Source organism: Portibacter lacus (assembly GCF_021533215.1).
Classification (GTDB): Bacteria; Bacteroidota; Bacteroidia; order Chitinophagales; family Saprospiraceae; genus Portibacter; species Portibacter lacus.
The window spans coordinates 104,872-118,045 of sequence record NZ_JAJNKA010000001.1 but is presented as its reverse complement, the minus strand read 5'-3'; the positions used below and the strand labels follow the sequence as shown (position 1 = coordinate 118,045).

Below are 13,174 nucleotides of genomic sequence, written 5' to 3'. Positions count from 1 at the left end.
AATAGAAGGATTGATCGTTAAAAAAGTTGTTAGAATTAGTCGATTATTAGATCAGCATGTAATTCCTTTAGACAAAAGTCATAACCTATTTTGCAAATCTCGTCCATTTTCTTTTGATCGAAATATCCATAATCTTGCAGCGGATGCTCTAGCGTCTGATCTGTAAGCGAAAATTTCAATTTCGAAGCAGCATACATTAGAAGTTCATTTGATCGTGATGTTATTTTGAGTTTAGAGTTGACATCTTTTCTTTCTACAGGTCTAGTGCATCCCAGAAAACTTCCGATAATATGATCGCACTTGCCTACCAATTGTTCCACTGGGAAGTTGTCCAGAACACCACCATCTACATGTAAGTATCCATTAATCTCTATGGGCGCGAAAACGAAAGGTATAGCACAAGACGCAAGTAACGGTGTATAAAGATCACCAGAACTAAAATACTCAGCCTCCCCTTTTTCCAAATTTGTAGTCGCGATGACAAGCGGAATATTTAACTCCTCAAAAGTCTCAGGTATAAAATCTCTAAAAATAGATTTATACTTTTCCGTATCAAAGATCCCTGGCTTTAAAGGGTTAAAAGAATTGTATCGAAATAATGGCGTATTTCTAAAGAATTCCATAATCTCGTCAGAAGTCTTTCCCGCTGCATAAAAAGCACCGATCATTGCTCCTGCACTTGCGCCTGAAATAATATCAGGCGTTTTTCCGATTTCTTTTAATCTTTCCAGAAATCCCACATGAGCCGAACCTCTTACACTTCCGCCAGATAACACTACTCCAAGAGAATATTTCATTGCTTAGAAATTAATTTATAGTGCAAATATAGGAATGATACATTATAAATGTCAACCTCCCTTGTTATCTTTAAGCAAACAACCAATTACAATGAATTTTATTTACGCGCTGATTCTTACTCAATTCTTCTTTGCTGAAAACCAAGAAATATACCGATATCCTACATTAAGTCCCGATGGAAGTGAAATTGCATTCACTTACCAAGGCGATATTTGGACTGCATCTTCTTCAGGAGGAAAGGCAACAAGACTGACCATTCATGAAGCTTATGACTCCAGACCACAATGGAGCCCCAATGGCAAAAAGCTACTTTTCAGTTCTCTAAGAAATGGAAATAATGACCTCTATTCCATCGATACGAATGGAAAAAATCTACAGCGTCATACCTATCATTCTGCAAGTGATGTGGATGGAAACTGGATCGATAATAAGCAGATCAGTTTCTCTTCTAGAAGAAACTTTGTAGCAGTCGAACGAGAATATGAATTTCACAAACTTGATACAGAAGGTGGAACGCCAGAAAGATACATGAATTCTCTAGGTTCTGATGGGAATTTCAGCACGAATCATGACTTAATGGCCTATGTCCGAGGAGGATGTAGAATAGAAAGAGAAACATATAAAGGTCCTGCAAACAGAGACATCTGGGTATATGATCCTGAAGATGGTAATTATATTCAGATCACTGATTTCGATGGACAAGATGTTCTACCTGAGTGGGGAGCTCAGAAAGACCTTTTCTATCTCAGCGCAAAAAATGGAAAGTACAATATTTACAAAACCATTCTTGATGACGATAACAAACCGGGCGAGAGCACCGCAATAACCAGTTTTACAGATCAAGGCATACGTAATTATGATGTTGCAGCGAATGGAAAATCTCTTATTTACGTCAAAGGAATAGACATTTACACATACGATATTGCATCTGGCAATACTAAAAAGATTGTCTTCGATGTACCTGCGGATTATCGTTTTGATCCCATCAAACATGAATCTTTTACTTCGGGAATCTCTGATTATGCCATTTCTCCCGATGAAAAGTACATTGCCTTTTCCGCAAAGGGGGATTTATTTTTTACTGAAAATGATAAAGAAAAAAGTCTAACCATTAATCCGCTTTCCCAATCAAGCAGAGAAACACAAGTCGATTGGTTAAATGATGAAACCGCACTTTTCCTCTCAGATAGAAATGGAACCTTTAATCTATTCAAAATATCATCCATAGATACTAGCGAAAAAGCAATTTTCTGGAGTTTCAAATGGAAAATCGAACCTGTTTATGAAAGTAGTGATGAAGTATTATCTTTCACGCTTTCTCCGGATAGAAAGAAGGTGAGCATCCTGTCAGAACCAGGAAAACTAATGATCGCTGATATCGATTCTACGGGGAATCTTTCGAACCAGAATATCCTGCACTATTCATGGGCTGCAACAGAAGATCTCGCTTGGAGTCCAGATAGCGAATGGATCGCCTTCTCCAGACCTGATCTCGATTTTAATGAAGAAATATTTATTCAGAAAGCGGATGGAAGTACGGAGCCTATTAATGTAAGCATGCATCCTCGTGGTGATTATTCACCAGTGTGGAGCAGTGATGGTTCTAAACTTGGATTTTTATCAATTAGAAATAACGGTGATGCGGACATATGGTTTGCTTGGTTATCGAATAAAGACTGGGAAAAAACCAATAATGATTGGGAACAACTTCCTGAAAGTTCTAAAAAAGAAAAGAAGGATTCTATAATGAAAGTCCACATTGACATCGAAAACATTCACGAAAGATTAGTTCAAGTAACAAGCTTAGCTGGTAATGAGGGAGATTTAATGATAGATGGGGAAGGTGATCTCTTCTTGTTTTCTACAAATAATAGCGGAAGACAAGGTAGCGGTGGAAAGTCGGAATACATGAAAGTAAAATGGGATGGAGATGACTTAAGCACACTTTTAAAAGATGGACGAGTTTCTAATGTGCAATTGGACAAAAAAGGAAAGGACATCTATTTTACAAAAAGTGGTGGGCTGAACACTGCCAATATTGCATCAGGAAAAGATGAAAAAAGACCATTTAAAGCTAAGATGGATATCAACACAATGGAGTATAGAGCCCAAGTTTTCGATGAAGCTTGGAGAACCATCAATGATCGATTCTATGATCCAAAATTTCATGGGCAAAATTGGGATGCATTAAGAGCGAAATATGAACCATGGGCAATGGCCGCATCTACTCATAATGACTTCCAGATGTTATTTAACGAAATGCTTGGCCAAGTTAATGCGAGTCACATGGGACTTCGCGGTTCAGGTCCGGAAGAAACCCAAAGAGAAACAACTGGCCTTATAGGAGTAGAACTAGAAAATGTACCGAATGGAGTTAAAATTACTGCTATCGTTCCAGATTCACCAGCGGATAGAGAAGATAGCAAACTTAATGTAGGCGATATCATTATCAGCGTTAATAATAATTCCATTTCTGAAACCGAAAGCAGAAACTTTTATGCTCTTGTAAACCAGACAGCTAATGACAGAATTCTGCTAGAAGTAGTTTCTTCGAATGGCACACCTCGTGATGTGATTATACGACCAGTTTCTTCGTTAAGTACTCAGCGATATGAAGCATGGATCAATGAACGAAAACGATTAACTGAGAAATACTCGAACGGAAAATTAGGTTACATTCATATAAGGGGAATGAACTGGCCAAGTTTTGAAAGATTCGAACGGGAATTAATGGCCAGTGGATATGGAAAAGAAGGTATCGTAATCGATGTTCGATATAATGGTGGTGGATGGACTACAGATATGGTGATGGCTGTGCTTAATGTTCGCCAACACTCTTATACAGTACCACGAGGAGCAACTGATGACTTATCAAGAGACCACCAAGATTACAAGAATAATTATCCTTTCGGGGAAAGATTGCCACTCTCAGCACTTACAAAACCAAGTGTCGCACTGTGTAATGAGGCAAGTTATTCTAATGCTGAAATATTTTCTCACGCCTACAAAACGCTAGGCCATGGCAAACTAGTAGGGCAACCAACTTTCGGGGCCGTTATCTCCACAGGAGGCCGAGGTTTAATGGATGGTTCATTTGTCAGAGTTCCTTTCAGAGCTTGGTATGTTAAAGCAACTGGTGAGAATATGGAATGGGGACCAGCGGTACCAGATTATTTGGTAGAAAACAACCCTGAAAGTGAATTCAAGAATGAAGATGAACAACTAAAGAAAGCTGTAGATGTATTATTAGATCAGATCCGTTAGAACCATTTTCTGGATTTAAAAAAATAGATCATCGAAAGTGCGATTAAAACCATAATTCCAATGAGGATATAGTATCCATTTTGAGCTCTTAGTTCTGGAATATTTACGAAATTCATTCCGTATAATCCTGCCAGAAATGACAACGGGACAAATATCGCTGTAATGATCGTTAAGACCTGCATAACCTTATTCATTTGTAGACTGACTTCAGAAATGTATAGGTCTTGAAGCCCAGATAGTATGTCTCTGAGTGAGTCTGCATTATCTATGATCTGGATGGTATGGTCATACACATCTTTTATGAAGGTCAATGTTTTAGAGTCGATCAATTTGGAATCTGACCTTGAAAACAGATTAACTGCTTCCCGTAAAGGCGCTATAGACTTTCTAATTTTCAGAATATTCTTTTTCAGCTTATATATTGATAATTTATCAACATCATCAGATTGCAAACTTATAGATTCCTCTAATTCTTCTACTTGCTCCTCGACAGCATCAAGTACACTAAAATAATTGTCAACGATATAATCGACTATGATATAGGCCAAGTAATCAGCTCCTTTCGCAACTACCCTCCCCTTCTTGTTGATAATTCTTTCCCTGATGACTTTAAAAATATCATCTTCATTTTCTTGAAAAGTAATAATGAATTTATTTCCAAAATAGATCGAAACGGTCTCCTTTTCTACAGTGGATTTTTCACTATTAAATTCTAAGGATTTCAAAGAAATAAAGTGCCCATCCAAATATTCCACATAAGTTGGACGCTGGTGAATATCTACTGCATCTTCTATAACTAAAGGGTGAATTTTAAACGAACTTACTATTTTCTGCATTAGGTCATTATCGTGCAACCCTCTAATATCATACCACTGAATATATTCATCGATAGGCGGATAAATGGTAATTTCTCCATTATTCAAAGCTGACTCAGCTCGGTAACCATTCTGATTATATTCTAAGTAATTTATGCTGACTTGCGTTCCTGTAACATTACCTGTATATACAATAGTCCCTGGAATAGAACCTATATTTCTTTTTTTAGCCATCTACTATTTTCTAGATCTGATATTATATTCACTAGGTAATATACCGAACTCTTTTTTAAATAATTGGCTAAAGTGGCCTTTATTTGTGTACCCTAGATGATCTGCAATTTCACTAATTGTCATATCTCCTTCTTCTATTAACTGCTGTGCGACATGTAGCTTAGCCGTGATGATAAACTGTCTAACTGACTTATTAAATAGTAATTGAAAGCCTTTTTGAAGCTTGTTGGTATTGATTCCTAATTTCCTCGAAAGCACCTTCACAGTAGGTGTTTCCCGAATATTTTTTAAAATATAATTCTTGGCTTCATTGATCAATTTTATATTATTCTTCGTAAAAACATATCCACTATTATTTGGATTATGCTCTATTCGAAAGGTTTTAATCAAAGATGTTATCAGTTTCGTTGCGTAGGACTCCATGTGCAACTTTCGCTCTAGTCCAGACTGCTTATTATTGAATAGGTTAGTGATCGCATTTAACGAAGAGGGGTCTGAAGAAGTCGCATAATAGAAAGGCTTTTCTCCTGTGGTATCTCGGAACATCTCTGCTAGTGGTTCTGGTATTGTGTCCAGATCACATTCTATTTTTTGCAGGAACAGATAGCGAACGACGTTAACCTGAACCATCTTCACATTCTTATGATTAGGCATCAAAATAGAATAAGTGCTATCGCCTTCTGGGGCATATATCAATGCTTCATTTTCAGTGATCGTTTGCTTGAAACCGCTCAAATTATTTATCACTTCTACGCTTCCCTCCTTGACATATAAAAACGAAATAGGATGCCTTCTTCCCATATCGTATAAAATATCAATTTCGTGATTGAAGTTCACGTCGAACATCTGCAAACTCATCCCTGAATCAAAATTGATCCCTTTCAGATTTCCACTTCCGAAAGAATTTTCAATTTCAACTGTGAATTCTTTGCAATCTTCATGCAAACTCCCGTCAAAATGTTTTGAAAAGGATTCAAAACGATCTTGGTATTTATATGAGTCAACTACTACTGTAAAGGGCTTCATTTCTAATTATTTTACAATTTTTTCCATATTGAAAATCCTGTTCTTGGATTCTTAAAAGCATTCTGGGGTTTGCAAATTGTCAAATCATGTTGTATCTAATCCGCCCTTTAAAAAGACATTCTTCTATTAGTCTTAAACTACAATCGGATTAAATTGTTTGGTTTTGTACGATCTACCTAATTGCTCAGTGATGTCTTCATAGATTTTTAATATCTTTTCTAATTTACCTAGCAGTTCATTTGGCATACCTTCATCCACGACCGCATTCCTTACGAATTTCATTTGTTCTACTTCAGTGTCTTTAATTGCTGAGAATAAATTAGTAAGGTCTCTAGGTGCTCTGTTTTTAATACCAACGATATGCAATTTTTGAGCTGGAGCTGGAGATTCACTAATGCCTTCTCCAGTACTAGGAATTAAACCAAGTATTTTGTTCTTTGCATTAATAAGTGAGTTAATAAACTCGCGATACTTACTATCCTCTATATGATCAGAATTCATTCTTTCTAAGACACTCACGTCTTCTTTGAGAATTCCTTCTAATTTAGGAAATACCGTTGTGCTTGTTATTTTAGGTCTTTTCATCATTAATTATTTTTACTAGTTTCTAAAATGTTGTTTTCTTTCATCTCTTGGTTCTTCTTCATCGATAACATTTTGCTCATTGGCACACCACCTTTAATTCCGAAATCCAATGTTCTAATCGGGAATGGAATCATAATATCATTAGCATCGAAAATCTTCTTAATTGCTTTTATTCCATTACTTTTTGCCAATGTGTATTCTTTCTGTGTTGTAGCCTCTATCCAGTATCGCACGGTAAAATTGATCGAACTATCACCGAATTCTGTGAACATCACTTCTACTGGTTTATGCTCCATCAAATTATCAAGCGATGAAATGGCTTTAAGTGTCAATTCTTCTACTTTATCTAAATCATCTCCATAACTTACTCCACAATCTAGATCTATACGTCGCTCTCCTGAAGAAGTATAGTTTTCTAAGGGATTCTGAATCACATCTTTATTAGGGATCACCACATCGTGTCCATCTGGCGTCCTTATTTTAGTAGCACGTAGATCTATATCTTTAATTGTACCGAAATGATCGTTCGACTCTATAATGTCGCCGATGGCATATAATTTCCGGACAGACATAAAAACTCCTGAGAAAAGATTATTCATCGGATCCTGAAGTGCAAGACCTACAGCTAAACCTAAAACTCCAGCAGTTGCTAAAATTTTATTGATCGTTCCACTTAGATTAAATATGCTCAGAATAATAAACAATACGATCACCGTGAAAATTACGGAAGTCAAATTGGAAACTAAATTTACAATCGTCTTATTAGTTGTAAATTTCTTCGTCGTCTTAACGGTCAATTTTCTGACGTACTTAGATAAAAAATACGCTAGAAATGCTACCAGAACAGCAATAATGATGTTTGGTATATTTAGAATAATGGCATCGAACCACCCTCCTAGTTTCTCAATTAATAACTTATATGATTCTGCTAATTTCTTTGAAAACTCTTCCATCTTTTTAATTATCTCTGTTTAATAATCATATCCTATTTTGTGAACAATTGTTCGTTAGAAGATTATTTATATTCCAAAAAAAAAGAGGTTAAATGCCTCGCACTTAACCTCTTTCTAGTTATTTAACTTTATATATCTATACCTTAGAAACCAATCTAAGAATTATTGCAATGACTAGGAATACTAGTAATATGTGAATTAAATTTCCTACGGCTGCACCGAAGCCAATGAATCCGAATAACCATCCTACTAATAATACAACGATTATAATATTTAATATGCTTTTCATAATTTTGATTTTGTTATAGTGAATAAATGTGATTTGATGATTCAAATCCTCTTAACATCGTGTGTAGATTCCGCGAATTTCTAATTTCTAAATGCGTCTATACTTTACGAACTAAGCTCATCACTAGTGAGATTACAAATAGTACAATGAATATGTAGAAAATGATTTTTGCAATTCCAGCTGCTGCTCCTGCGATTCCTCCGAAGCCTAATAAAGCTGCTATTAATGCGATTACTATAAAAGAGATTACCCAACGTAACATAATTTTGAATTTTAGTGATTTAATATTGTTCTGTCACTAACGTTACTTTGTTAACTCAAAAAATGTTCGAATAGGGTGTGAATTTAATTCACTTCCATTGCTTCTTCACGATGGATGTTATGATAGAAAGGAGAAAAAGGAGTGCGATTAGGATAAATAGAAATTTTGCGAAACCGCTTACTGGACCAGCTATCTTACTAAAGGCAATTATTCCAGTCATCGAAGTAATTATTGTAAATGATGTGATCCACTTTAGCATGCTATTGGTATTAATTTATGTGTGTTATATTCGTTTAATTGTGACTCGGTTATTTGATAAAGTCACATTTATAAAACTCATTTTCTGAGCTTTGGTATACTAAATGATTTTATCTAAATCTTTATTATGTGCATTTTTAAAATTTAATGGGCAAAAATCAGATCTCCATTAAATTTCTATTCTAGTATCTATGACACACAATAAATGTGCCTTCACCAACTTAGTATCTAAAACCTCCATTTTATTAACAACTTTAACACATCATCATGAAAAAAATATTGGCTTCTAATTCCTTAACATGCCATAAAACAAGGCTATAGCTGATTTCATATTCGTGCGGACATTTCGTTAAATTCTGCATATAATCATTCTAGATTTAAGCTCTTCCAGTAAAATGCTAACAAATATTTAATAAGATATCCTCAATACTTTAAGTACGATTATACTTCCACTTTGGGTTTTCTCTTAGCCGGAATTTATCATATATATTAATACTTAAGGGTTGCTTAGAGGCCGAATTAGGAGATAAGGCATTAAAACACACTTCGCCCAGAAAAAGACGTCACATTGAAAATCAATGTCTTGTTTAAATTCCATATCCATTACTAGTGCAATTGTCTTCATAGAACGTGATGGTGCCTTTTAGATGCGATTTTTTCCTATAAAGTGTATGTTTTTCATTTAGTCAGAACGTTAATTTCAAAACTTGTAAACAAAAAGCTATAATTTTTATTATGCTTGATATCAAAATGAGTATTACTCGAAAACGAATTCACTTTAATCGGAAGAACATTACCCCTTTTTATTAAATAAACAAAGAAGTACCTTTAATTAAAATAGCCGCCAACAACTTTAAATCTTTTTAATTATTAACAAAATCTTTGCGAAATGGAAAATACAATCTTGGAGGAAGTTGATGTAAAAAGGAAGAAAACGATCACGATTATTGCCAACAAATTAAATGATCTAGACATAGACATGATTGTTGAACAAATGGAACTACTAATGGAGAGATTTGATCAAGCTTTTCTAACCGGAAATTGTAGAAAAATTAAAAAGACATCAAGAAGTTAGTTCTTGATAGAAATGCCCTCTGTTATGAATGACAGACCATGTTGTCCACTTCGACCGATCATAACAGCCTGAAACAATGGTTTTGTATCTTTGCTTGCGCCCCATGCAACTATAAAGTTTGCACCGACGCCTCCTGTATTATCATCTCTATCGATGACATAATCAATGGACTGCATAGGTTCGAGAACTAATGTCCGATCTATATATGATTTCACCATTTCACCCTTGGTGTCATAATAATCGATAACATTAATATAGGTTGTGTCTGTGAGACTTGTAGAACGAATACTAAGCGTGGCCGTTAATAAGGTTGACTTGAGTCGAGACTCACTATAAATATCTGAATAAATAGGAATATAGACGGTGTCTTGGTATGCTTGCTCTGAAGTATCTGTAAACGCTAGGTGGCTCTGAATTATATCTTCTCCTTTCTTATTTACATTAGGATTAGGAGTGCCACAACTAACTATACTCAATACCGTGATTAATAATAAGAGCCGCATATTGGATTTAAAGTTGAAGATATGAAAAAACCTGATTGTTAAATAACAATCAGGCTTTCAATCAAAATTATGCTTCGACAGCATTATAATTTTGTTAGTTAATGTTTTCTATCTTTTGATAACATTCATCATACTGCATTTTCACCGAAATGTTCGATTATAGAGGTGTTACCACCCACTTCTTCTAGCTTCAGCAGTCTATTTCGATGGGACTAAGCTTAAACATTGACCGTTAAAAAGAGATTAATTTCCAGTCGTTATTTGTTCAATTTGATTCTTAGCAAATAAGCATCTGACGTCATATACAAATAGTTTTCTTGTGCATCAAAGGCGCAATTAGAAGTCGATTCTCCTGTCACTATCGTCCCTAGATGTTTCCCTTCAGGTGTAAGCACTAAGACGCCACCTGGCCCTGTTGTAAAAACATAATCGTCTGACCTCACCTTAATCCCATCTGGCACACCTTTTAATCCTTTATTTAACAAATGTGATGTATTAAAGAAAACCTTTCTATCCTTAAAACTCCCATCTGTATCCAAGTTAAATTTTGTGATATGAGCAGAACTAAAATCTGAATTAGTTACGTAGATACTTTTTTCATCAACGGAAAACGCTATTCCGTTCGGTCGAGATAATGCTTTACTCAGCAGAGTTAATTCTCCCTTACCATCTACCTTGTACACACCTTGGAAAGGAATTTCTTTCAGCGGATCTTTCATATTCCCAACTAATCCATAAGGTGGATCAGTAAAATAAATTTCACCATTAGACTTAATTGCTAAATCATTAGGGCTGTTAAATTTTTCGCCTTTGTATAAATCCACTAAAGAAGTAAAATTAGGTTCTGGAGAATCTAAGTCAGCATTCATCATCGCGATTCTTCGATCTCCATGTTGACATAAAATGAGTTTCCCATTCTGGTCTAAAGCTAAACCATTAGAACCTGGCTCTCCGCCCCTTTCTTTCTCACCTGTGTAACCAGCAGGTTTCAGATAAGCAGAAATGCCTTCTCCTTCTTTCCACTTAAATATGGCATTCTGAGGAACATCAGAGAAAATAAGATATTGGCCTTCATCGATCCACAATGGTCCTTCTGACCAGACAAAACCCTTACCTAGAACTTCTATATTCGTTCCAGGATGAATGACATTATCCATTTCTGGGTCTAGTCGAATAATTTCACCAAGTGTACCCGTAGCATTATAATCTACTTCTTGGCAATACGAACCGTTAGAAATGAAAAACATTAAACTCCAAACAGTTAAAAATTTAAAAATCTGCATCTATAATTTATTTTCTGTTCTAAAGTTAATTGGAATTTTGACAAATTATCCGCTTTCCTTGATTCAATAATAACCATAAGTCTCCTCAAGTCTTAATTTCTTAATTCGGTAAACGACAGAGCCTTGCGATCGCTTCAAGTGGCTTGCCATTTCTGGAACAGAAAGTCCATCACAAAACATGTCGGTTAATTCTTCATCGTCAAAGTCAGACCATTTCTGATTCGAAGCGCCAGGTCTCTTAATAGAAACAGCGTCGTTTTTATCAACGCTTTTGGCCATCTTATGAACGGTCTCTGGCTGCGTAACGATAATATGTTTCGTGCTTTTAAAATCTTCAGGAACCAGCGTTTCTGGAATGTACAGTTTATTTTTCGTCCTTGTAATTGCTACATAAAGTAGGTTAATTTCCTCTTTTAACTTATCGGGATCAGCTTCTTTCTCTTCGATTAATTTTTCTAACCTTTCTTCACTCAAGAAGTCATTAACGATTTCCACCGTATCATATTCCATTCCTTTCGAGCGGTGAACGGTAGAAAATATAAGGTCAGCTTTCTCCTTATCGTTACCATCTATATGCAATTCCTTAATTCTATTCAGTATTCCTGGGATCCTATTTCCATACTCTTTGATTATTTCTATCATCAGGGTAAGATCAACCTCTTCCGTCTTTTCTACATATTCCTCTAAGTCTTCTAAGGTGTTCATCTTTTTAATCATTTCATCTCTGATTAAATGCTTCTTCCCGTTGTACAAATTTAATACATCATACAATGATGCGCCTTCTTCTGCATAAGTATAAGAGTGAATGCTTCCTTCGAAATAGATAGATTTCAGGCTAGATCTATTAGAAACAATATCGATCGCTTTCAGCAGTAATCCTAGGTTTGTCCTTGCCAAGATCGCTTTGGTTTTCCGATCGTCAGATGTTCCTTTTCCTACCATCTTCATATCTGGAATGCTTTCTAAGTGGTCTTTCCAGTAGATGACATCTACGGCAAGATCTGCGATTTCCTGACTAAATCGAAAACTACTACTTAACTGGAAAGTTTTAAAGTTGGCTTTCTCCAGAGAATTCACTGCATATCTCCATCCATATATTTGCTGATGTGTATCACCTACGATTACTTTCACTGCGTTTTGATTCAGAAAAACATCGAGCATCGTAGGAGAAGCATCTTGCCCCTCGTCGAAGAGAATGTAATCATAAGGAAGATTCGGTCTGGACAATTGGAATTTCTTCAGATAAAAATCATGTGTGATTTCAATTAGCCCTCTATCCATTTTGGCTAGGAAAAGGCGGGTTTGGTTTTCAATGATTTTATAAAAGGAAGTGACGAATACCTTAGCTTTAGTATCTGTAATGGTTTCCAAGTAGTTAAGTTGCTGTACTTTCTGGGCATTGCTATTACAGAAGTATGCGGTGAATTTCTTAACATGATTCGCTATGACATATTCACCATGCTTTTCTTTTCCACCTGGAATTCCTAGTATCTCAGCAATCTCATAGGTTTTATATCCCTTACTATTAATTTTGTACCCATGGCGATGGACCACTGCTCTATAGGCTAGTGAATGCGCGGTTTCAACTCTAACATTCTGAACACCCGCTTCTATAAATCGCTTACTAGCTTCTATTTTCACCGATTTATTAAAAGCTAAATAAAGAATTTTACTATCTGAAGGTCTTGTTCTAGCGTACTCAATTATCGTCGTTGTCTTCCCAGAACCCGCAACGGCATTAATCTTAATGTCCCCTCTTGATTTCAGTATCGCTTTCTGCTCTTTAGTAAACTTCATGAAGCAAAATTGGCAATAAAATTTTAAATTGC

12 protein-coding genes are annotated in these 13,174 nt (G+C 35.7%); 2 read left to right on the top strand and 10 right to left on the bottom strand.

Going from position 1 to position 13,174, the window contains the following annotated elements; genetic code table 11:
- Positions 1-35 precede the first annotated feature (35 nt).
- Entirely contained in the window at positions 36-797 is a 762-nt protein-coding gene (locus tag L2586_RS00380; protein ID WP_235290771.1) for a patatin-like phospholipase family protein, read from the bottom strand.
- Between the two features lie 91 nt (positions 798-888).
- Between L2586_RS00380 and L2586_RS00375 the strand changes: the two genes are divergently transcribed.
- Positions 889-4,062, top strand: a complete 3,174-nt coding sequence (locus tag L2586_RS00375) for a S41 family peptidase (RefSeq protein WP_235290770.1) — start codon at positions 889-891, stop codon at positions 4,060-4,062.
- Here L2586_RS00375 and corA read toward each other — a convergent pair.
- The 6 genes from corA to L2586_RS00345 form a co-directional block, all read right to left on the bottom strand.
- Entirely contained in the window at positions 4,059-5,111 is a 1,053-nt protein-coding gene (gene corA, locus L2586_RS00370) for a magnesium/cobalt transporter CorA (RefSeq protein WP_235290769.1), read from the bottom strand. The genes L2586_RS00375 and corA overlap by 4 nt on opposite strands.
- A gap of 3 nt (positions 5,112-5,114) precedes the next feature.
- Complete coding sequence (locus L2586_RS00365) at positions 5,115-6,137, bottom strand: helix-turn-helix domain-containing protein (RefSeq protein WP_235290768.1); 1,023 nt, start codon at positions 6,135-6,137, stop codon at positions 5,115-5,117.
- A 132-nt stretch (positions 6,138-6,269) separates the two neighbouring features.
- Complete coding sequence (locus L2586_RS00360) at positions 6,270-6,722, bottom strand: hypothetical protein (protein ID WP_235290767.1); 453 nt, start codon at positions 6,720-6,722, stop codon at positions 6,270-6,272.
- Positions 6,723-6,724: 2 nt separating this feature from the next.
- A complete protein-coding gene (locus L2586_RS00355; protein WP_235290766.1) occupies positions 6,725-7,675 on the bottom strand; it encodes a mechanosensitive ion channel family protein in 951 nt (316 codons plus the stop codon).
- Between the two features lie 136 nt (positions 7,676-7,811).
- Positions 7,812-7,964, bottom strand: coding sequence for a lmo0937 family membrane protein (locus tag L2586_RS00350; RefSeq protein WP_235290765.1), 153 nt, complete (start codon positions 7,962-7,964; stop codon positions 7,812-7,814).
- Between the two features lie 97 nt (positions 7,965-8,061).
- Positions 8,062-8,226, bottom strand: coding sequence for a DUF1328 family protein (locus L2586_RS00345; RefSeq protein WP_235290764.1), 165 nt, complete (start codon positions 8,224-8,226; stop codon positions 8,062-8,064).
- Between the two features lie 1,147 nt (positions 8,227-9,373).
- On the opposite strand from L2586_RS00345, the gene L2586_RS00340 reads away from it, so the two are divergent.
- The gene (locus tag L2586_RS00340) at positions 9,374-9,559 is read left to right on the top strand and encodes a hypothetical protein (RefSeq protein ID WP_235290763.1); all 186 of its coding nucleotides are present in this window, start codon (positions 9,374-9,376) and stop codon (positions 9,557-9,559) included.
- Here the strand turns inward: L2586_RS00340 and L2586_RS00335 are convergent.
- The 3 genes from L2586_RS00335 to L2586_RS00325 form a co-directional block, all read right to left on the bottom strand.
- On the bottom strand, positions 9,556-10,062 hold the full coding sequence (locus tag L2586_RS00335) for a DUF3124 domain-containing protein (RefSeq protein ID WP_235290762.1): 507 nt from the start codon (positions 10,060-10,062) through the stop codon (positions 9,556-9,558). The genes L2586_RS00340 and L2586_RS00335 overlap by 4 nt on opposite strands.
- Positions 10,063-10,319: 257 nt before the next feature.
- Positions 10,320-11,345 (bottom strand): SMP-30/gluconolactonase/LRE family protein, encoded by a 1,026-nt coding sequence (locus tag L2586_RS00330; protein WP_235290761.1) that lies wholly within the window; start codon positions 11,343-11,345, stop codon positions 10,320-10,322.
- A gap of 63 nt (positions 11,346-11,408) precedes the next feature.
- The gene (locus tag L2586_RS00325) at positions 11,409-13,142 is read right to left on the bottom strand and encodes a UvrD-helicase domain-containing protein (protein WP_235290760.1); all 1,734 of its coding nucleotides are present in this window, start codon (positions 13,140-13,142) and stop codon (positions 11,409-11,411) included.
- Between the last annotated feature and the right edge of the window lie 32 nt (positions 13,143-13,174).

What these genes read in the sequence shown, in the direction of transcription:
- L2586_RS00360 (WP_235290767.1), bottom strand. Translation starts at nt 6,722, where the DNA reads ATGAAAAGACCTAAAATAACAAGCACAACGGTATTTCCTAAATTAGAA.
- L2586_RS00340 (WP_235290763.1), top strand. Translation starts at nt 9,374, where the DNA reads ATGGAAAATACAATCTTGGAGGAAGTTGATGTAAAAAGGAAGAAAACG.
- L2586_RS00380 (WP_235290771.1), bottom strand. Translation starts at nt 797, where the DNA reads ATGAAATATTCTCTTGGAGTAGTGTTATCTGGCGGAAGTGTAAGAGGT.
- L2586_RS00375 (WP_235290770.1), top strand. Translation starts at nt 889, where the DNA reads ATGAATTTTATTTACGCGCTGATTCTTACTCAATTCTTCTTTGCTGAA.
- corA (WP_235290769.1), bottom strand. Translation starts at nt 5,111, where the DNA reads ATGGCTAAAAAAAGAAATATAGGTTCTATTCCAGGGACTATTGTATAT.
- L2586_RS00355 (WP_235290766.1), bottom strand. Translation starts at nt 7,675, where the DNA reads ATGGAAGAGTTTTCAAAGAAATTAGCAGAATCATATAAGTTATTAATT.
- L2586_RS00365 (WP_235290768.1), bottom strand. Translation starts at nt 6,137, where the DNA reads ATGAAGCCCTTTACAGTAGTAGTTGACTCATATAAATACCAAGATCGT.
- L2586_RS00330 (WP_235290761.1), bottom strand. Translation starts at nt 11,345, where the DNA reads ATGCAGATTTTTAAATTTTTAACTGTTTGGAGTTTAATGTTTTTCATT.
- L2586_RS00345 (WP_235290764.1), bottom strand. Translation starts at nt 8,226, where the DNA reads ATGTTACGTTGGGTAATCTCTTTTATAGTAATCGCATTAATAGCAGCT.
- L2586_RS00325 (WP_235290760.1), bottom strand. Translation starts at nt 13,142, where the DNA reads ATGAAGTTTACTAAAGAGCAGAAAGCGATACTGAAATCAAGAGGGGAC.
- L2586_RS00335 (WP_235290762.1), bottom strand. Translation starts at nt 10,062, where the DNA reads ATGCGGCTCTTATTATTAATCACGGTATTGAGTATAGTTAGTTGTGGC.
- L2586_RS00350 (WP_235290765.1), bottom strand. Translation starts at nt 7,964, where the DNA reads ATGAAAAGCATATTAAATATTATAATCGTTGTATTATTAGTAGGATGG.